Raw genomic sequence first — 22,893 nt, forward strand, 5'->3', positions numbered from 1 at the left:
TTTAATATTTTATGATGACAAAGATAATAAAACCCCGGATACTTTGTCATCCCATCAACAAATAATATGCTGCGACCCCGGAAAGATATCCTGCTGCTGCCAATAGGGTTACTTTTTTTACATACCATATGAAATCTATTTTTGTCAATCCCATTGCAGCTACACCAGCAGCAGAACCAATGATCAACATACTTCCCCCGGTTCCGGCACAGTATGCCAACAGTTCCCAGAATGTTCCGTCTGTAACAAAATGACTCATATATGCTGCTCTGGCCGGATCGGCGATCGTAGCTAATGTTTCAGGGGTCATTACGTCATACATCCCCATGGTACCTGCTACCAGAGGTACATTATCCACTATCGAGGATAACGTACCAATAGCAATGTTTATTGCATAGATATTGTGTACTTTCTCATCGAGAAAAGCGCTGAATATGTTTAGGTGTCCTGCAGATTCCAGACCTGCAACGGCCAGTAAGATACCTAGAAAGAAGAAAATCGTAGGCGTATCGATTTTTTTCAGTATCCCGGCCAGGGTCAGGCGCATCCTTAATTCCTTCTGTTTGCGGCGATGCAAAATTTCCGTCATGACCCACATAAATCCTAATACCAGTAAAACCCCAAGATAAGGAGGAAGATGGGTAATGGATTTAAATACCGGGACAAATAATAGCCCTAAAACTCCTGATACCAGGACTATCCATCGTTCCCGGTCGGTTGTCGGGACTTTTGATTTCGCCCGGTCCGTACGGGACGGTGGAACTGCATTTCCCTTCATAGTAAATGATACAATGATAAGGGGTATCAGCATACAGATTAAACTGGGTATAAATAATTGTTTGATAATGTTGGCAGCGGTAATTTGTCCGCCGATCCATAACATAATGGTGGTCACATCCCCGATCGGTGACCAGGCGCCGCCGGCATTGGCAGCTATAACCACCATACTGGCGAAAAACCAACGCGTATTCTTGCCGCCGATTAATTTTTGCATGAGAGCAATCATCACAATAGTGGTCGTGAGGTTATCCAGTGCCGCCGACATAAAAAAAGTAAGGAATGAGAATATCCATAATAACTTCACCTTTTTGGTGGTCTTGATTATTTTGGATAAAATGCTGAACCCTCCATGACTATCGATAATTTCGACAATAGTCATAGCACCCAGAAGAAAAAACAGGATTTCGCTGATCTCGCCAAGATGTTCTATTAACTCATGATGGGTCACAAAATCCATTACCGAAGCTCCCGGATTCAGTTTTGTGTAATCCTGGAAACTGGTTAATTCAGGATAAATCGTATCACCGCCAAAAGCAATACATACCCATACTAAAGCAGCCGTAATCAGGGCAGAAGCCGCTTTGTCTATTTTTAATGTATGCTCCAGTGCAATAGCAGAATAGCCTATAATGAAAATAGCAATGATCAGGTAAAACATCGTTATATTTTATGGATAAGAGGATTTTAATAAACGGCTGCAAATGTACGAAAAATGTATATAAAATAAACATTTTTGATGATCAATTTATATTGATGTATGTTTTGGTCGCAGATGTTTATGTTTTTGATTTATAGATCGTAAGTGTATTTTGTAATGGTCCTGTATAAAAAAAGCAAAAAATACCATACCTTTGCAGCCCGAAATTTATATTATTCTTCATGTCCAAAATAAGAAATATTGCCATAATAGCGCACGTAGACCACGGAAAGACCACATTAGTAGATAATCTGATCAAGCTTGGAAAGCTTTTCAGGGATAATGAAGACCCCGGCGAATTAATTATGGACAGCAATGACCTGGAGCGTGAAAGAGGAATCACGATTCTGGCCAAGAATGTTTCCGTTGAATATAAGGGTGTAAAAATAAATATCATAGATACCCCCGGCCATGCTGATTTCGGAGGAGAAGTCGAACGGGTGCTCAATATGGCTGATGGCGTGTTATTGCTGGTTGATGCTTTTGAAGGTACTATGCCGCAAACCCGTTTTGTACTGCAAAAGGCTTTGGGATTAGGCAAAAAACCTATTGTGGTGATCAATAAAGTAGATAAACCCAATTGTCGGCCAGATGAGGTACAGGAAGAAGTGTTCGACCTGATGTTTAACCTGAATGCTTCCGAAGATCAGTTGGATTTTACCACCATATACGGTTCTGCCAAACAAGGATGGATGTCTAAGGATTGGCGTAACCCAACGACAGATATTACCGCATTGTGCGATGCCATTATCGAGCATATCCCAGCGCCTGTTGCACTGGAAGGTACTCCGCAGTTATTGATTACCTCACTAGAATACTCTAATTATGTGGGGCGGATTGCTATTGGGAAATTACATCGCGGAACCCTGAAAGAAGGGCAAAACGTAGCATTGGTAAAACGTGACGGCGCTATAGTGCGTTCTAAGATAAAAGAACTATTAACCTTTGAGGGTTTGAATAAGAAAAAAGCTTCATCGGTAAGTTCGGGGGATATTTGTGCATTGGTAGGATTGGATGATTTCAGCATCGGAGATACCGTAGCTGATCTGGAAAACCCCGAAGGACTGGAAACCATTGCTATTGACGAACCAACGATGAGTATGCTGTTCACCATAAATAATTCACCTTTCTTCGGCAGGGACGGTAAATATGTAACTTCCCGCCATATTAAGGACCGGTTGGACAAGGAATTGGAAAAGAATATTGCTCTTCGCGTATCAGAAACCGATTCGGCGGATTCATTCATGGTGTACGGCCGTGGGATTTTACATTTATCCGTGTTGATCGAGACCATGCGTCGTGAAGGATATGAATTACAGGTAGGACAGCCTAAAGTGATCATTAAGGAAATAGAAGGTGTGAAATGTGAACCTATTGAAGAATTGACGGTGGATGTTCCAGAAGAATCTTCCGGAAAGGTAATTGAGATGGTTTCCCGGAGAAGGGGAGAGATGGAGAAGATGGAAACCAAAGGAGACCGGATCCATCTTGAGTTTTCTATCCCTTCGCGTGGAATTATCGGATTGCGGAACCAGGTACTGACTGCGACTGCTGGAGAAGCTGTAATGACACACCGTTTCAGGGAATTTGCACCAATGAAAGGAGAAATTGAAAAACGCATCAACGGATCTTTGATCTCTATCGAGACAGGCAGTGCTATTGCTTATGCCCTGGATAAATTGCAGGACCGGGGCCATTTCTTTGTAGATCCAGGTGAAGAAATTTATGAAGGGCAGGTAGTCGGTGAAAATAACCGTGCAGGAGACCTGGGATTAAATATCTCGAAGACAAAAAAAATGACCAATGTACGTGCTTCCGGAACAGATGATAAGGCTAAAATAACGCCGGCTATCAAGTTTTCCCTGGAAGAGGCGCTTGAGTATATTCAGGAAGATGAATATGTGGAAGTAACCCCCTTGCATATCCGTCTGCGTAAAATTTTACTGACGGAAAATGAAAGGAAACGCCAGGGGAAATAATCACTAAATTATGATAGATTAAGATAATGGAAATCCTTATAAAAGCCTCGCAGTTTGTTCTTAGCCTTTCCATACTGATTGTTGCCCATGAAATGGGGCATTTTCTTTTTGCTAAATTGTTTAAAGTCCGCGTTGAGAAATTTTACCTGTTTTTTGATGCAGGTTTTTCTTTATTCAAATTTAAAAAGGGGGAAACGGAATACGGTATCGGCTGGTTACCGCTGGGAGGATATGTGAAGATAGCCGGGATGATAGATGAATCCATGGATACGGAGCAAATGTCGCAACCGCCCCAGCCTTGGGAATTCCGTACCAAACCGGCATGGCAACGTCTATTGATCATGGTGGGTGGTGTATTGGTCAATTTTGTTTTGGCCTTTTTTATCTATTCGATGATCCTTTTTGTCTGGGGAAAAGAATACATACCGGTACAGAATGCAGCTTATGGATATGAGTTTTCCCAAACGGCCCTGGAAAACGGATTCAGGAACGGAGATAAAATTATAGCGGTAGATGGTGTAAGTTACGATATGTTAGCTGATCTTACTGAACAAATCATTCATGGAGGGGCAAAAAATGTAACCATTGAACGTGACGGAGAAAGAATGGATATAGCATTACCATATGATTTTTCTGCACAGTATTCATCCTCAAAGGATAAGGTATTTGCTTCACCGCTTTACCCTTTTGTCATAGATAAGACCCAGTCCGGTTCTCCGGCGGCTAAAGCAGGATTACAATCCGGCGACATCATAACAGCTGTTAATGATCATCCGACCCCTACAGCCGGTTTGTTCATGGGTGAAGCCAAAAATAACGCAGATAAAAAGATTAACCTGACCATAGAACGCAATGGTATGCAGGAAACGATGGATATGACTGTCTCCGAAAGCGGAACCATTGGTGTATATTGTCAGTTACCTACTAAAATACTGAAATCGGAGCGTATTGAGTATGGCTTTTTTGAATCTATTCCTGCAGGGATCGTTTATGGCGTGGATATTCTATCCAACTATGTGGGTAATCTTGGTAAGCTCTTCAATAAAGGCGGCCTGAAGCAATTGGGCGGTTTTATTGCTATTGGAAATATATTTCCTGCAGAATGGGATTGGTTGTCTTTTTGGACGATGACGGCTTTCCTTTCAATTATTCTTGCATTTATGAATATTCTTCCTATTCCGGCGCTTGATGGAGGTCATGTATTGTTCCTTCTTTTTGAGATGATTACAGGAAGAAAACCAGGTGATAAATTTTTAGAACGGGCGCAAATCGTTGGTATGGTTATTTTGATAGGCTTGCTTCTGATAGCCAACGGAAATGATATCATCAGATTATTCTCGAGGTAAAGAAGCATAATTTTTCTCATTATTGTATTTTATTTTTCATTAATTTCTGATAATGAAAATGTTATATTGATATTACCTCGTAATCAAATGATCATTTATTTACTGTATAGAAATAAAGATCATATTTGCTGGTTTACATAGATTAAGTTAATTTTCCTTCACTCATTTATATAATCGTGATTTTTATGTAAGTTTGTGCTTTATAAAGAATACTTATGGATGAAGTAAGGAAAATAGATACTGATATTCATATTCAGGTGAATACTAGTAATACAGTAAATGGAAAAAAGCAACAAAACTCTTTTATCCTAAATGCCATTAGTTAACACAGCAAAGAAAGAACATTATACGATTCTTGGATGGCAATATGCAAATTGATAACATCAAAGTTTTAGAAAGATGGTCAAGATGGAATTCTAGTTCTTTAATATCTTAATTCTGATGGAGATTTGAAAAAGAAAATATGTTGAAAAAATGAATTTATTAAATTTGAAAAGGAAATCGGGACTATAAATCAAATCTATACTTAATCCTGTAATCCGTTGAGAATATGAAAATCTATTATCTAATAAAGTTCACAATTTTCTCAAAATCCTCAATAAATGAATTCGATACTTTAATATTATACTCTACAGGGAGATTAAAAAAACATCAACAAAAAATGGTTGAATTATGAGATCAAAATTTTTAATTCTCACATTAATAGCAACCTCTCTCATTTGTTATCTGGAGTGGGGAGCTGGCAATAAATCATTTTTATTTGAAATCGAATATGAGGTTTTCAAGCAAATATTTACTGCCCAAAAACTTTTTGTCCATCCTCTTATATTACTTCCACTTCTCGGACAAATTTTACTTTTGATTACTTTATTTCAGAAAAAGCCACAAAAAATTCTTATTTATATTAGCATAGTCTGTTTGGGGTTACTATTAATTCTTATATTTTTCATTGGAATTCTGGCTATGAATTATAAAATATTGATTTCAGTATTGCCATTTTTAATTACAGCAATAATTACAATATTATCTCTCAAACAATCAAAATCCGATAAATTCCTATAATCTTTTCAAAAATAAAATAAGAGTTAAAAAAAACGCTTCAGATATAAATTATTAAAATTGCGAACATTGAAGACTTTTAAGAGTGATCTTTCCCACAAAGAGTATCCGCTATCAGAAAGGATATCAGGCCGGTCCATCCGTCGTTCCATCATGAATGTGATACTAAAGGAACATCCTGAATTTAAGGAAGACAATTATCTGGCTACTGAAGAATTGAATCATTACAGGCGAAAATATATTTCCGAGGCGGTCAGTAAGCAGGTCGGAGATATGTCGTCCCTTGAAAAAACGGTATTGAATTCCTTGTCGAATCAAACTACACTTTCAGATAAAATTGACGGTGATGACGATGCTGTAGCGACGTTGGGACAAAAAGTGGCGGATAAAGTTGCCACATTCGGAGGGAGTTGGACGTTTATTATCTCTTTCGGTGTATTCATATTTATTTGGATAACGATCAATGTGATTTGGTTGGCCAATAAAGCATTTGATCCCTATCCGTTTATTCTTTTGAACCTGATGTTGTCTTGTCTGGCAGCGTTACAGGCTCCGGTGATCATGATGAGTCAGAACAGGCAGGAAGATAAAGACCGGGAACGTTCCAAAAAGGATTATATGATCAACCTGAAATCAGAATTAGAGATCAGGAGCCTTCATGAAAAAATCGATCACCTGATTTTTCACCAGCAACAGGAATTGATGGAAGTACAAAATGTCCAGCTAGAGTTGTTGGATGCTATCTTAAACCAGATAGAAAAGAAAGAAGCGCCCCGAAAACCTGTTCGCTCCAAAAAACAATCGGAAAATAAAAAAACATAACTTTTTGTCAGTTAGTGTGCAATGTGTTTTTTATGGGAACCTGTATAGTCAGGATGTCAAAAAAATGTTTTGTCATTTTAGAAACATTGGATAAAAAAAGATATTTTTATCGTTTTTATTGTATTTCTGATCAAATGAATTTTCTATAATCTCCACAGAAGTGACTGTGAAGAACTGTTATTCCAGTTGCAGGTATATGCATCCTGTAGATCAATGATTCATTTGAAAACTCCTTTATCGACGTGAAAATTAAAATATAGACAGATGAAAAAAATTATTGTTTCCCTCTTAATGATGGTATCACTTGTATACGGATGTGGTTCTTCCGGACATGAAGTCATTCAAAACGATTTGCGCGCACCGGCATACCCGTTGGTTACTATCGATCCTTATACTTCGGCCTGGTCGTTCGGTGATAAGTTATATGAGGGTTCGTTAAAACACTGGACAGGAAAAGATTTTCCCTTATTGGGTGTTATCCGTGTAGATGGCGAGAATTATCGCTTCATGGGACTGGAGGATATTCCGCTTTTAACAGTATTCAATACATCCGAACAAGGAATGTGGACCGGGAAATATACTTTTACCCGTCCGCGTGAAGGATGGAATAATAAAGATTTTAACGATAAACAATGGAAAGAAGGACCTGCTGCTTTCGGAACACGGGACGAATCTACAGTGAAGACAGCATGGGAAACCGAGGAGATTTGGGTACGGCGTGAAATCAATCTGGAAGAAGACCTTTCCGGGAAGAAAGTATTTCTGGAATATTCGCATGATGATGATTTTGAGTTATATATCAACGGAATAGAAGTGGTCAATACCGGGTATAAGTGGCGGAAAAACGTCACTGAGCCTGTTACCGGCGAAGCCCTGGCATCATTGAAAAAAGGAAAGAATGTTATTGCCGCTCATTGTACGAATCGTTCACATGGGGCTTTGGTCGATTTCGGACTTTTCACGGAACAATCCATGCCGGTGAAACTGGAAAGGACAGCAGAACAGAAATCAGTGAATGTGCAGGCTACACAGACGCATTATACATTTACTTGTGGCGGTGTTGACCTGAAACTCTCTTTTGCTGCCCCGCTGTTTATGGAACAGCTCGATCTTCTTTCTCGTCCGGTGAATTACCTCTCTTATGAAGTTGTATCCAACGATGGTAAGGAACATGAAGTGGATGTATATTTCGAAAGTTCTCCCAACTGGGCATTGAATCATCCCGGACAGGCGTCGGTGAGCGAAAGTTTTGAGAACGGAGGGCTTGTCTTCCTGAAAACAGGCAGTAAGGAGCAGAATTATTTAGGAAAAAAAGGCGATGATGTACGTATCGACTGGGGATACTTTTATATGGCGGCCAAAAAAGAAAACACTTCTTACCTTGTTGGAAATGCAGCTGATTTAAGAAAGAATTTTGTGGATAAAGCAGCCAATGCCTCTTCCGTAAAAAAAGAAAATGCACGGATGGCGTTGATACAGTCATTGGGAAAAATAAAGAAAGGTTCGGGAAAAATAATGATCGGTTATGATGATATTTATTCCATACAGTATTTTGGTGTAAACCTCCGGCCCTATTGGAACCGTTCCGGGGACCAGGATATACTGATGCAGTTTCAGGCAGCTGACCGGGAATACCAGCAATTGATAGATCGTTGTTACCGTTTTGATCAACAATTAATGGAAAAAGCAACGTTGGCAGGTGGTAAGAAATATGCCGAGTTATGTGTTCTGGCTTACCGTCAGGCTATTGCCGCCCATAAATTAGTAGAGGCGCCGAATGGTGATTTACTGTTCCTTTCCAAGGAAAATTTCAGCAACGGATCCATTGGTACGGTAGACATCACTTATCCATCAGCTCCTTTGTTTTTACTGTACAATGTGGAATTAGTCAAAGGCCTGATGAATCATATTTTTTATTACAGCGAGAGCGGAAAATGGACCAAACCTTTTGCTGCACACGATGTGGGAACTTATCCAATGGCTAACGGACAAACTTATGGCGGGGATATGCCGGTGGAAGAAAGCGGAAATATGTTGATTCTTACGGCAGCTGTTGCGGCGGTAGAAGGAAATGCAAAGTATGCGGAAAAACATTGGGATGTATTGACAGTATGGACGGATTACCTGGTAGAAAACGGGCTGGATCCGGAAAACCAATTATGTACGGATGATTTTGCCGGACATTTTGCACATAATGTCAACCTGTCCGCAAAGGCCATAATGGGGATCGCTTCATACGGAAAACTCGCAGCTATGCTGGGAAAAAAGGATATATCGGAAAAATATACCCAAAAAGCAAAGGAAATGGCCAAAGAATGGATGAGAATGGCCGATGATGGTGATCATTATCGCCTGACATTCGACCAGCCGGGAACATGGAGCCAGAAATACAATCTTGTATGGAATAAACTGATGAACATGGGCATTTTCCCGGAAGAAGTAGCAGCCAAAGAGATTGCTTATTACCAGACCAAACAGAATAAATACGGTTTGCCGTTGGATAACAGGAAAACATATACCAAAGCCGACTGGATCATCTGGACGGCTACCCTGGCCAATGACAAGGAAACATTTCAGAAGTTCATAGATCCTTTATACCTCTTTATGAATGAAACCACCGACAGGATTCCCATGTCCGACTGGTATTATACCGATAAGCCAAAGCATACAGGGTTCCGTGCCAGAGCAGTAGTCGGGGGGTATTTCATTAAAATGCTGGAAGGCGAAATGAAATGAGTAAATAGGAATGATCCGTATAGAAGATAAACAACAAATAAACATAAAATCAATAAATTAAATCTTTAAAATGAAAAAACCTTTCTTAACGATTGCTTTTTTATCAGCGCTTGTCCTTTGTGTTTCAGCGCAGTGGGAGCCTCAGGGCGATAAGATCAAAACCAGCTGGGCGGAAAAGATAGACCCCAATAAAGTATGGCAGGAATATCCTCGTCCCATCATGGAGCGTTCTGATTGGCAAAATCTTAATGGGTTGTGGGATTATGCCATTAAACCTGTAGGTCAGAATGAACCGGCTTCTTTTGATGGAAAAATACTGGTGCCCTTTGCAGCGGAATCAAGTCTTTCCGGAGTACAGAAAACCGTTGGAGAGAAGAATGAGTTATGGTACAAACGTACTTTTACTGTTCCCAAAACATGGAAGGATAAAGATATCCTGTTGCATTTCGGTGCTGTTGACTGGAAAACAGAAGTATACGTTAATGATATCATGATCGGATCGCATCAGGGAGGATATACTCCTTTCTCCTTTAATATTGCACCTTATCTGAATGCGTCAGGGGAACAGAAACTGGTAGTGAAAGTATGGGATCCTAGCGACAAGGGATATAACCCAAGAGGAAAACAAGTACATAATCCGCACGGTATCTGGTATACCCCGGTGACCGGTATCTGGCAGACCGTATGGCTGGAACCTGTACCTGCAAAAAGGATCATGGCATTAAAAGTTGTTCCTGATATCGACCAATCCAGGATCACTGTATCTGCTCAGGCAGAAAATGTGGCTCCCGGCGATGTGCTGGAAGTAAAAGTCATGGAAAACGGAAAGGTGATTGCTACGGCAAAGGCTGCTATTTGCCAGACAGCCAGTATCAATATACCCGATCAGAAATTGTGGAGTCCCGATTCTCCCGTATTGTATGATATGGAAGCAAGCATCATCAGTAAAGGCAAAGTAACAGATAAGGTGAAAAGTTATTTTGCAATGCGTAAATATTCTACCAAACGCGATGCCAACGGTATTGTACGCATGCAACTGAATAACAAGGATCTTTTCCAGTTCGGTCCGCTCGACCAGGGATGGTGGCCTGACGGATTATATACAGCCCCTTCTGATGAAGCATTGGTTTATGATATTAAGAAAACCAAAGATTTCGGTTTCAATATGATCCGTAAACATGTAAAAGTGGAGCCGGCTCGCTGGTATACGCATTGCGACCGCCTCGGTATCATTGTATGGCAGGATATGCCTAACGGAGACCGTTCTCCGCAGTGGCAGATGCGTCAGTACTTTGATGGATCTGAATTACGTCGTTCACCTGAATCGGAAGCTAATTTCCGTCAGGAATGGAAAGACATCATGGATTACCTGATCAGTTATCCCTGTATCGGTGTATGGGTACCCTTCAATGAAGCATGGGGACAATTCAAGACAGTGGAAATTACAGAATGGACCAAAGCGTATGATCCTTCCCGTTTAGTAAATCCTGCAAGTGGAGGAAACCATTATCGCACGGGCGATATACTCGACCTTCATAATTATCCCGGACCGGAAATGTTCCTATACGATGCCCAAAGAGTTACAGTATTGGGTGAGTATGGAGGGATCGGCCTTCCGTTGGAAGGACATCTCTGGCAGACAGATAAAAACTGGGGATATATTCAGTTTAAAAATTCCGAAGAAACCACTGATGAATATGTAAAGTATGCTGAGCAACTTAAAAAGTTCATCAAAACAGGATTCTCGGCTGCCGTATATACACAGACCACCGATGTGGAAGGTGAAGTAAACGGGTTGATGACATACGACCGTAAGGTTATCAAACTGAACGAAGCCCGCCTGAAAAAAATAAATACCGAAATTTGTGAAATATTGAAATAAGTAAGATGGCCGGAAGGAAGAAGTTCCTTCCGGTTTTCTTTTAATGATCGATAGTTAATGCCCGGATATTAAGTTTCTTTCCCGGACTCTTCAGGAATTAAATCCGGTTGTTGGTCTGTAACTGAGTAATTATTTGTGTTGCATATTGATCATAAGTAAAAAATATAAGCAATGGCAACTCCTACTTATGAAGAAACAATCAATCAAGCCCGATTGATTTTATCTGATGTGATATTACAAAAGAGCAGGGAAAGAAAATAGAGATACTGGCAAAGGGAATCAGGAAATAAAATAATAACAGTGAATTCCTTAAAATGAGGCAAAAAAGATCACTGCCGGATTAAATGAAAAAATGCTTACCTTACGGCAGGTTATTTTTATTGATACCATAATCGTAAAAATAGAGTTTTTCCAGTCGTTTTGAGCGGAATTCTGGGTCAATGCCAGTAGATAATCTTATAAATGATTATTGATTATTGATTATTGATGATTGATTTTTGAATATTGACTTTGTCAGGCTCGTAAGTTCAGCTGAGTATTTATAGAAACACATATATTATTGGAATCTGTATAAAACCGTCAGTTATGAAAAAATTTGTTCGTCACCTGGTCTACACCGTTTTTTTTATCGGGATTGTATCATGTTCATCTACAGTTACCACAGGAGAAGGTACCGGGTTATTGTGGCAGATATCCGGGAACGGATTGAAAAACCCATCTTATCTTTTTGGTACCCATCATCTGGTGCTTAAGCAATTTCTGGATAGTGTGCCAGGATTTTATCCTGCTTTTAATTCCGTATCCCAGTTAATTTCCGAAGTAGGTGCGGAACTGTCTCCAGAAATGATGAACAGCTTTCCGGATATGATGATGCCCGTCGATACCACATACAGGGATCTGTTGGGAGATGAAGACCTCCGTATACTGGATTCTGTTTTATTGAAATATTTTAAAGTAACATCCGGTCAGATGTCCATGAAACCATCCATACTGAGTTATTCCATTATGATGATGTATTATTTCGAAGACCGGGATATTCCTAAAGATATCTTACAGAATGGCCTGGATGGCCATTTGACCAATGAAGCCTTATCAAAAGGATATCCTGTGGTTGCCCTGGAAAGTGCCGATAGTCAGTATCAGTTGCTATTCAAAGGGTCATTGACAGAACAGGCTCTTGAGTTGATGTGCACATTAAAATATCCGGCGCTGATGGAAGCTCAGGTAGAACTGGAACCCGCCTACCATAGGCAGGATCTGGATAAACTCTGGAAAATATACCAGGATCAGCTTGCAGAAATAGAGAAGATAGACATTGCTTGTCAGCCCACTCCCGAAGAAAAAGAAGAGGATGCCCTGGTAAAAGGCCGTAACCTGAAGTGGATGGAGAAAATACCCGGTTTGATTACAGAGCAACCGTCGATCATCGTAGTAGGTGCACTCCATCTACCGGGAGAATACGGGTTGATCCATCAGCTCCGCGAAAAGGGATATACCGTAAGGGTAGTGAAGAAATAATAGCGCAATGGATAATGGAGAATGGAGAATTGAGAATGGAGAATGCTGACAAACATCTGAAAACTTTGAACTTTGAATCTTGAATTTTTATAAGAATGAAATATTTTAAAATTTTTATTGTCTCAGGGATTATTTTATTGAATGCCTGCTCCGGATCCTCGGAAACAGAAATTACCTGTGTTGACCGTCCGTCAACCGATGTTTCCAATACTCATTACACTGGGAACCGACCACCCCTGCAACCGCTTCATTTCATTAAACTTCCGGTAGGATCTGTTCAACCGGAGGGATGGCTAAAAGAATACCTGATACGCCAGCGGAATGGACTCACCGGACATCTGGGAGAGATCAGCGCGTGGTTGCAGAAAAAAGATAACGCATGGCTAAGTATCGACGGAAAAGGCCAATGGGGATGGGAAGAAGTTCCTTACTGGCTGAAAGGGTATGCCAATATGGGATACATACTGAATGATCCTGCCGTGATTGCAGAGTCCAGATTATGGATAGATGCTGCGTTGAACAGTCAGCGTCCGGACGGATATTTTGGTCCGTGGATCGAGAAAAACGGTAAGCCTGACCTATGGGGGAATATGATTATGGTTTGGTGCCTGCAGTCTTATTATGAACATTCGGGTGATGAACGGGTGATCCCTTTCCTGACAAAATATTTCCAGTGGCAATCCGCATTGCCGGATGAAATGTTCCTGAAAGATTATTGGGAAAACAGCAGGGGAGGAGACAACCTGTACAGTATCTACTGGTTGTATAATATTACCGGCGACCAGTGGTTGCTCGACCTTGCCGAAAAGACCCACCGTAATACCGCCAACTGGCGTCAGGATACCAGCCTTCCCAACTGGCACAATGTTAACATTGCACAATCATTTCGTGAACCTGCCACCTGGTGGATGCAAAGTAAAGATTCTTCTGACCTGAACGCCACATACAATGTTTTCCATTTGATCCGGCGTACTTTCGGGCAGGTTCCCGGGGGAATGTTCGGGGGGGATGAAAACAGCCGCATGGGATATATCGACCCCCGGCAGGGAGTGGAAACCTGCGGTATGGTCGAGCAGATGGCGTCCAACGAATTATTGCTGCGTATTACAGGCGACCCGTTCTGGGCCGACCATTGTGAAGACGTCGCATTCAATACCTATCCGGCTGCAGTAATGCCTGATTTCAAATCCCTGCGTTATATCACTTCACCCAACATGGTGGTTAGCGACGGCAAGAACCACCATCCCGGGATCGATAACAGGGGCCCGTTCCTGATGATGAATCCTTTCAGCAGCCGTTGCTGCCAGCATAATCATACGCAAGGATGGCCGTATTATGCCGAGAACCTTTGGGTAGCTACCCCGGATAACGGCCTGGCAGCAGTTCTTTTTTCCGCTTCTTCGGTAAAAGCAAAAATAGCCGATGGTACTGAAGTAACGATTACCGAGGAAACCAATTATCCATTTGAAGAACAGGTGCGTATGCAGGTGAGTTTACCAAAGAATATACATTTCCCATTATATATAAGGATACCTTCGTGGTGTAGAGATGCACAGATCAGCGTTAATGGAACGAAACTGGGAAAAGACCTGAAGCCCGCAACCTATGCACGTATTCTTCGTGAGTGGAAGGATGGGGATAAGATCACTATTGATTTTCCTATGACAGTAACTGCCCGTCGATGGAAAGTAAACCAGAACAGTGTAAGCGTCAATCATGGACCACTCACTTATTCATTAAAAATCGATGAAAAATACATCCAGCATGACAGTAAAGCCTCAGCCATATGGGATTCTAAATGGCAGGAAGGAGCAGATCCGTCCAAATGGCCTTCATGGGAAATACAACCCGGCAGTGCATGGAATTATGCCCTGTATTTTGATATAAAGCATCCGAAAAATACGTTTTCTGTAACAAGGAAACCATGGCCTGCTGATAATTTTCCCTTTACATTAGAAAGTGTACCGATCGAGATCAAAGCAAAAGGACGAAAAATCCCTTCATGGGGGATCGATCAGTATGGCCTGTGCGCCGTATTGCCGGCTTATCCTGCGCATACATCCGGAGAAATGGAAGAGATTACCTTAGTCCCTATGGGAGCGGCCAGACTGAGGATTTCATCATTTCCATCGGTACAATAATGTTTAAATTTAAAAGATAATGAATCTATCCGGTAAGTACTACACAAGTATATTTCTGCTTTGCTTTTTTATGGTTTTTGTCGCTTGCAGTAAGCGTTCACAAGGAGATTATCCGTACAAGGATGTTAAGTTTACTCAGGTACATCTTCATGATCATTTCTGGGCGCCAAGGATAGAAACGTCCAGAATGGTAACGGTACCTTATGCATTCAGGAAATGTGAAGAAACCGGTCGGATCGATAATTTCGCTGTTGCGGGCGGACTGAAAGAAGGCCGGTTTCGTGGGGCATATCCTTTTGATGATTCCGATGTCTTTAAGATCATGGAAGGCGCTTCCTTTCTGTTGGCCGTACAAAAGGACGAAAAACTGGATGCCTATCTGGATAGTCTGATATTCCTGATTGGAAAAGCTCAGGAACCTGACGGTTATCTCTATACGAACAGGACCATCAATGATCCGCCCCACAGGTGGATTGGAAAAAACCGTTGGGAAAACGAGTGGGACAACAGTCATGAAACTTATAATGCCGGACATATGTATGAAGCAGCAGTCGCGCATTATTTAGCAACAGGAAAAAGAAATTTTCTGGATATTGCCATTAAGAATGCCGATCTGATGTGTGCCACCTTTAATCCGGACGGTCTGTGCATTGCTCCCGGCCATCAGGTCATTGAAATGGGGTTGGTAAAATTATACCGGGTGACCGGGGAACGGAAATACCTGGATTTATCACATTATTTCCTCGAATCCCGGGGGAAGAATACCCGGTTTGACAAAAACTCATCCGATATGTTCCGTAACGGGCAATACTGGCAGGATCATCTGCCGGTAACACAACAAACCGAAGCAGTGGGGCATGCCGTCAGGGGAACTTACCTGTATTCGGCCATGGCTGATATTGCCGCGTTGATGAATGATCAGGCATACCTGGATGCGGCGGATTCGGTATGGACAAATATTGTCGGGAAAAAGATGTATATCACGGGAGGTATCGGGTCTACATCGCATGGAGAAGCATTCGGGAAAAATTACGAATTGCCCAATGCCAGCGCTTATTGTGAGACCTGTGCCGCTATCGGGAATTGCATGTTCAACCACCGTATGTTTATGTTGCATGGTGATGCAAAGTACATGGATGTACTGGAACGTTCCCTGTACAATGGTGTTCTTTCCGGGATCAGCCTTTCAGGTAACCGGTTCTTCTATCCCAATCCGCTGGAAGTCCACCAGGGAGGACAGGAACGCAGTGAATGGTTCGATTGTTCCTGCTGTCCGTCCAATCTGGCCCGTTTCATACCATCCGTTCCCGGTTACATGTACGCCACGGATAATCATTCGGTCTATGTGAACCTGTTTGCTGAAAGTACGGCTGATATACCCTATCAGGGTAAAAGTATACATGTGGAACAAAAGACCGCCTATCCCTGGAAAGGAGGGGTTTCGTTGGTTATTGATCCGCAAAAAGCAAATTTTGATCTGAAAATACGTATTCCGGGATGGTCTGCTAATGAGGTTGCTCCATCTGATTTATATGTTTTTGCCAATCATTCGGATAAAGACATGCAGGTAAAACTCAATGGGAAGGATTATCAATATCAAGTTGAAAAAGGATATGCGATCATTAAAAATAAATGGAAAAAAGGCGATCAGGTGGAGATTTCTATTCCGATGGAAGCAAGGATGGTTAAGGCACATCCCCTTGTGGAAGCGGATAAGGGAAGGTTATCTGTTGAATACGGTCCTATAGTATACTGTGCAGAGTTTGCCGATAACAACAGGGCGGTCAGTGATTATTCCATTACAGCGGGTACCGGATTTATTCCTGTTTTCGAACCGGAACTGATGGGTGGAACGAATGTTTTAAAAGGAAAATCAACGGTTTATTCGGTTGACGATAGAACAAAAGAATTTCTTAGTGTCGAAGAAGACCTGGTACTCGTCCCTTACCATTTGCGTTCCCATCGCGGAACAGGCGAGATGCTTGTCTGGATGCCGGAAGATCCGGAAATTTTGAAGAAAAAATCTCTTGCTGCATATAGAACTGTGGATATGGTAACGGTCGGCAGCGAACAATCGGAAAAAGCGCATAATATGCAGGGGTTCAAAACCAATACAGGAGGGTCTGCGGCTGGTTGGCGGGATGCATCTGATGGCGGCTGGTTTTCCTATGACCTGAAAGTTGTTCAGGGAGAGCCGTTGGAACTGGTGCTGACCTATCTCAGCAGGGATGGAGGAAACCGGTATTTCGAGATCTTTGCCAATGACAGAAAAATAGGTGAACAAAAACTACGTGCCGAAACATTCACTGAGATGATCGAACGTAATTATCCTATTCCGGCTGACGTAATTAAGGGTAAAGAAAAAGTAACCATTAAGCTGAAATCCGTTCCGGGCAATATTGCTGGTGGCATATTCGGATGTAAGATACAGCGTGTAAATATATAAGTAAGGTCCGGCGGTTTGGGCTTTTGAACATTTATCACTTTTTATTGTTGATACGGCATTGGGGGTTAAGTTTAAAGAGATATATTTGTATGGATAAACTTTTTCCGATATCCACACTTAGGTATCATGCAAGGGAGAGTGCCGGTATTCCTGTTTACAAAAGAGAGCATGTTGTATATAAATTATTGAATAGTGAGTGCCTGTTGATCTGATAGTATTTGCTTTTTTAAATCCGGTTTATTGTTGGCCGTATTTTGCTGATGATCAGTGTTCGTTTTTCGTACTTCTTACCGATGAAAATATATGAAAATGAAAAGAATATTTTTGGTGCTATTGGTAACATGCTTATTAGTTGGTTGCAGTGATGATGACAAGAAAGATATTATTGTACAGGATGAGCGCCAACTAACGCAGAAAGCCTATGCAGACCAAACTTCAGGAAGTAGTGATGTAACCTTTACAACTACAGGTGCATGGGGTTGGTTTGTTACACAAGCCAATGTAGAAGACCCGAACTGGGTATCTATCACACCTGACCGGGGTTGGGCTGATGCCGGTACACATACCATCAGTATTGTTCTTGATAAAAACTATACCGGGGTAAAGCGGACGGCATTACTCACTATTACCTGCAATGATCACTCGATTATAATCACGATCGACCAGGATGCTGTGACACAAACGGGTGAAATTCCCAAGCCGATAACGGATTTAACATTGGATAAAAAGGCTTTGGTACTCACCGTAGGCGAGAGTGAAACGCTTACGGCAATAATTGATGGCACTGATAAAAGCGTTTTATGGCTCAGCAATAATCCGGATGTTGCCACTGTCGACGCAAATGGTAAAGTAACAGCTATAGCGAAAGGAACAGCACAAATTAAAGCAACGTCTAACGAAGACTATTCTAAAACGGATATTTGCAGTGTAATCGTTAATGGTCCTATACAAGGGACATTGACATTTGACGGATTTACCTATAACTATGAATCGATGCAGGTTAAATGTGGCAAGGCCACATTAGGACCGGGTTATTATATTCAATATACAGCTTTTACAACAAGTTCAAAATATTTCACCTTCTCAGTATACTATGATAACAAGAAGACTTTTCCTGAATCGGGAGTATATACAGTGTCCTTTGGTCAGATGACAAATAACATAGTTTATGACACCGGAATTGCAGCGCCGGGGTTATACGTCTCATTACTTAGTGAGACACAAATATCTGTGGAATCGAGTGCTGGTACAATACGTATTTCATGTAACGGAAGAACTGGATTTGACAATCTTATTAATTTTAGCTATGCCGGAACATATGATCTTGTTATTGAACCGGGGATGAAGTGAAAAATAGTTATTTTTAATGATTTTTACGGAAATGTGAAAAATCAAGAGATAATGAAATGTTGCACGTGCCCTTGTCGGGTTTTATTATTCCATATATTAAAATGAAAAATATAAAATTTATTTATTATTTATTGTTTCTTCTTTTACTGGCTGCTTGTCAAAATAAAAAAATGGAAATAGCTTACGATATCCCGGTTGAAGATTTCCGGGGGCGTGATCCCTTTGTTTTTCCTGATAAAGAGAGTGGGCTGTATTATATACATTTGAATACCCATCCGACCATTACGGTATATGAAAGTAAGGACCTGAAATATTGGCGTAAGGCCGGAGTATCGTTTTCTCCATCCGAAGACTTCTGGGGTAAGAAAGATTTCTGGGCGCCTGATCTTTGTTATTACAATGGCCGTTATTACCTGCTGGTAACTTTCAGTGACGAACAATCAAGGCGCGGAACAGCCATATTGGTATCCGATCATCCGCAAGGACCATTTGAACCGTTGATCAATGAACCCATTACACCCAAAGAGCACACCTGTCTGGATGCTACTTTGTACATAGATGAGCAGCAGGATCCATGGTTGTTGTATTGTCGTGAGTGGATAGAGGTAACAGACGGGCAAGTAGTGGCGCAGAAATTATCGGCAGATTTGAAAACAAGGATCGGGGAACCGGTCATTCTTTTTACAGCATCACAGGCTGCATGGACGGGCACGGTTTCCGGATTCGGGATCGAAGCCGGTTATGTGACTGATGGCGCTTTTGCTTTTAAAACAAAAGAAGGAAAACTGTGGATGTTATGGTCCAGTTTTACCAAGGACGGGGCTTATGCTGTTGCCCTGGCCCGTTCTGAAACAGGTCGGATCACCGGTCCATGGACATTGGATGAATCCTCGTTGAATAAAGATGACGGCGGACATGCCATGATCTTCACGGATTTTGAGGGAAAACAGAAAATATCCTATCATTCGCCCAATAGTGGGGCTACCACGGTAACCATCCGTGATTTTAGACTGACGGATAAGGGAATATCACTTCGTTTCAGGGTAGAAGCAAGGGAAAAAATACCTTTCGGCGACCCATTCATCCTGTTACATGAAGGGACATACTATGCTTATGGAACGCTGGCTGCTGACGGTATTGCAGTGTATACATCGAATGATCTGATGGAATGGGAACCCGTTGAAAAACTGGCACTGCATAAGGATGATGTCTGGGGAGGAAAGTGGTTCTGGGCGCCTGAAGTATACGATGTGAACGGGAAATTTTATATGTATTTTTCGGCAAACGAACATATTTGCGCGGCTACTGCCGATCATCCGCTCGGACCTTTTACACAGGCAGTTAAAAGACCAATGATCGAAAATGAAAAATGTATCGACAATTCTCTTTTCATCGATGACGATGGTAAGCCTTACCTGTTTTTCGATCGTTTCAATGATGGATTGAACATCTGGGTGGCGGAGCTGACGGATGATCTCCTGGAGATCAAACCGGAAACCATGCATCCATGTATCCACGTTTCACAGGAATGGGAAACAGTCTGGCCGCGTGTGAATGAAGGCTGTTTTGTGTTGAAACACAAAGGGAAATATTATATGACTTATTCTGCTAATAGTTATGAAAGCCAGTATTATGGAATCGGTTATGCCGTAGCTGACAAAGTAACCGGCCCGTGGGAAAAATATGAGGGTAATCCTATTCTGCAAAAGGCAAACGGGTTATTTGGGATCGGCCATAGCGCCATGTTCACAGATAAAGATGGAGATCTGCGGATCACTTTCCATGCACATAACAACGATACCCAGATACATCCGCGGAAAATGTATATTGCGGACGTGAAATTCGGGAATGAACCTATTCCTGTAATGAGGATCGAAAACATCATTACACCTGTAAAACAGATAACAGAATAATCAGATAGATAATATCAATAAGTTAATATCATATTTAATAAATCTAATCAATTCGATCAATGCAACTTAAGAAAATAATGAATAACAATAAATACTTAATTGTCCGGTTTATGAGATGTCTGAGGTCTATTTTTCTTTTGGTTTTCCTTTTTCTACCTGTGCTCTGTATCTCGGCAAATGATCTATCGAATTATCAGAATAACCGTTATCCTTTGGTAAGGAAACCATACATGGAGTTGCCGTTAGGGAGTATCAAGGCAAAAGGCTGGTTACTGGAAATGCTGGAACGGCAGAAAAATGGAGCTACAGGGCAGATGGATAAGTTGTATCCGGAAGTGATGGGATCACGGAATGGATGGCTGGGCGGTGACGGCGACCAATGGGAAAGGGGACCTTACTGGATCGATGGATTGTTGCCTCTGGCCTATATCCTGGATGATAAGAACCTGAAAGAAAAAGTACAGCCATGGATAGAATGGGCATTGAAAAGCCAGCGTGAAGACGGGTTTTTCGGTCCGGCTAAAAATTATAGTTATGAACCCGGCCTGCAGCGCGATAATGCTGAAGACTGGTGGCCGAGAATGGTCGTACTCAAAATATTGCAGCAGTATTATTCCGCAACGGGCGATCAGCGCATTATATCATTTATGACCGGATATTTCAGGTACCAATTAAATACATTACCTGAAAAACCATTGGGTAACTGGACATTCTGGGCCAGATACAGGGTATGCGACAATTTGCAGGTGGTATACTGGTTATACAACATCACCGGAGATGATTTTTTACTCGATCTGGGTAGCCTGTTACATCAGCAGGGTCATGATTTTGTCCATATGTTCCTTCATAGTCAGGATCTTTGCCGCCAGAATTCCATTCATTGTGTCAATCTGGCGCAGGGAATCAAAGAGCCGGTAATATTTTACCAGCAAAGCGGGGATAAAACACATCTGGAAGCTGTAAAAAAAGGATTTGCCGATCTCAAAAGATTCAATGGTCAACCACAGGGAATGTATGGAGGTGATGAAGGATTACATGGCCGTAATCCGACACAGGGTTCCGAACTGTGCTCGGCTGTAGAATTAATGTATTCACTGGAAAAGATCACGGAAATTACCGGAGATATAGCTTATGCCGATCATCTGGAAAAGATCGCATTTAATGCCTTACCTACCCAGGTGTCCGACGATTACATGGCCAAACAGTATTTCCAGCAGGCCAACCAGGTAATGATCACAAGGCATCCTCGTAATTTTTATGAAGACGCCAACCATAAAGGAACAGATGTGCTTTTCGGGACATTGTCCGGTTATCCGTGTTGCTTTTCCAACATGCATCAGGGATGGCCCAAGTTTACCCAGCACCTATGGTATGCAACCCCCGATAATGGTATTGCTGCTATGGTTTATTCCCCTTCCGAAGTGTCTGCTTTAGTCGGTAAAGGCTGTAAGGTGAAGATCTCCGAAGATACCTATTATCCTATGGATGATAAGATCAGGTTTACGATCAGAATTGACGACAAGCGTATTTCTACCGTTGACTTTCCTTTCCATCTGCGTATTCCCGGGTGGTGCAGACAGGCAACGGTGTCAGTGAACGGAAAAGAGGAGCAAAAGGTTGAAGGAGGTAAAACGGCCGTTATCAAACGTAACTGGAAGAGTGGGGATCAGGTCGAACTGTATCTGCCGATGGAAATACAGGTCAGCACCTGGCATGAAAATTCAATTGCATTGGAACGTGGGCCCTTGGTGTATGCACTGAAGATGGAAGAAACATGGAACAGGAAAGAGATGCCCGAAGCAGATGTAAAAGCCTATGGAAAACATTATCTAGAAGTGACTTCCCCTTCGAAATGGAATTATGGTATTGTCGGTTTCGACCAGAAAAAGGCTGATGAGCATTGTAAGGTAACCATTGATCCGGAGAAGCAACGTTCGGCATATCCGTGGAACCTTGAAAATGCTCCTGTAGAAATTAAATTAAAAGCACGACCTATTCCAAACTGGCAGTTATACAGTGAAATGGCAGGGCCGTTGCCGTTTTCCACAGGCCACTGGACCAGTAAAGAAGTGACTCCGGATGAGGAAATCACCCTGATACCTTACGGATGCACCACTCTACGTATCTCCGAATTTCCGGTAGTACGCCCATAAATTATGTAATGCCAATGAATGTCGAATTTATTGAATGTAATCTATTTAACCAATGTGTTTTAATAAAATAA

Annotated in this window: 13 protein-coding genes and 1 pseudogene; 13 read left to right on the plus strand and 1 reads right to left on the minus strand. The window is 41.7% G+C overall.

Translation table 11 applies throughout. The annotated features are described in order from the left end of the window. Positions 1-46: 46 nt before the first annotated feature. The gene (gene nhaD, locus LBQ60_19660; protein ID MDR2040146.1) at positions 47-1,438 is read right to left on the minus strand and encodes a sodium:proton antiporter NhaD; all 1,392 of its coding nucleotides are present in this window, start codon (positions 1,436-1,438) and stop codon (positions 47-49) included. A 221-nt stretch (positions 1,439-1,659) separates the two neighbouring features. Between nhaD and typA the strand changes: the two genes are divergently transcribed. From typA to LBQ60_19725, 13 genes and pseudogenes are all read left to right on the plus strand, one after another. After that, positions 1,660-3,456: a translational GTPase TypA gene (gene typA / locus LBQ60_19665; protein MDR2040147.1), complete on the plus strand. Its 1,797-nt coding sequence runs from the start codon at positions 1,660-1,662 to the stop codon at positions 3,454-3,456. A 26-nt stretch (positions 3,457-3,482) separates the two neighbouring features. Then, complete coding sequence (gene rseP, locus LBQ60_19670) at positions 3,483-4,802, plus strand: RIP metalloprotease RseP (protein MDR2040148.1); 1,320 nt, start codon at positions 3,483-3,485, stop codon at positions 4,800-4,802. Positions 4,803-5,474: 672 nt separating this feature from the next. After that, positions 5,475-5,864 (plus strand): hypothetical protein, encoded by a 390-nt coding sequence (locus tag LBQ60_19675; GenBank protein ID MDR2040149.1) that lies wholly within the window; start codon positions 5,475-5,477, stop codon positions 5,862-5,864. A gap of 66 nt (positions 5,865-5,930) precedes the next feature. Continuing rightward, positions 5,931-6,683: a DUF1003 domain-containing protein gene (locus LBQ60_19680; protein ID MDR2040150.1), complete on the plus strand. Its 753-nt coding sequence runs from the start codon at positions 5,931-5,933 to the stop codon at positions 6,681-6,683. Positions 6,684-6,947: 264 nt separating this feature from the next. After that, positions 6,948-9,419, plus strand: coding sequence for a DUF4965 domain-containing protein (locus tag LBQ60_19685; protein MDR2040151.1), 2,472 nt, complete (start codon positions 6,948-6,950; stop codon positions 9,417-9,419). A gap of 70 nt (positions 9,420-9,489) precedes the next feature. Then, a complete protein-coding gene (locus LBQ60_19690; protein ID MDR2040152.1) occupies positions 9,490-11,301 on the plus strand; it encodes a beta-galactosidase in 1,812 nt (603 codons plus the stop codon). A gap of 585 nt (positions 11,302-11,886) precedes the next feature. After that, positions 11,887-12,819: a TraB/GumN family protein gene (locus LBQ60_19695; GenBank protein MDR2040153.1), complete on the plus strand. Its 933-nt coding sequence runs from the start codon at positions 11,887-11,889 to the stop codon at positions 12,817-12,819. Positions 12,820-12,914: 95 nt separating this feature from the next. Further along, complete coding sequence (locus LBQ60_19700) at positions 12,915-14,960, plus strand: glycoside hydrolase family 127 protein (GenBank protein ID MDR2040154.1); 2,046 nt, start codon at positions 12,915-12,917, stop codon at positions 14,958-14,960. Positions 14,961-14,979: 19 nt separating this feature from the next. Further along, positions 14,980-17,406, plus strand: a complete 2,427-nt coding sequence (locus tag LBQ60_19705) for a glycoside hydrolase family 127 protein (protein ID MDR2040155.1) — start codon at positions 14,980-14,982, stop codon at positions 17,404-17,406. 309 nt (positions 17,407-17,715) lie between these two features. Continuing rightward, a complete protein-coding gene (locus LBQ60_19710) occupies positions 17,716-18,756 on the plus strand; it encodes an Ig-like domain-containing protein (protein MDR2040156.1) in 1,041 nt (346 codons plus the stop codon). Between the two features lie 170 nt (positions 18,757-18,926). After that, positions 18,927-19,733, plus strand: a pseudogene (locus LBQ60_19715) (glycoside hydrolase family 43 protein). A gap of 48 nt (positions 19,734-19,781) precedes the next feature. Next, the gene (locus LBQ60_19720) at positions 19,782-20,669 is read left to right on the plus strand and encodes a glycoside hydrolase family 43 protein (GenBank protein ID MDR2040157.1); all 888 of its coding nucleotides are present in this window, start codon (positions 19,782-19,784) and stop codon (positions 20,667-20,669) included. 110 nt (positions 20,670-20,779) lie between these two features. Next, complete coding sequence (locus tag LBQ60_19725; protein MDR2040158.1) at positions 20,780-22,822, plus strand: glycoside hydrolase family 127 protein; 2,043 nt, start codon at positions 20,780-20,782, stop codon at positions 22,820-22,822. The last annotated feature ends 71 nt before the right edge of the window (positions 22,823-22,893 follow it).

It is taken from the genome of Bacteroidales bacterium (assembly GCA_031275285.1).
Lineage (GTDB): Bacteria > Bacteroidota > Bacteroidia > Bacteroidales > UBA4181 > JAIRLS01.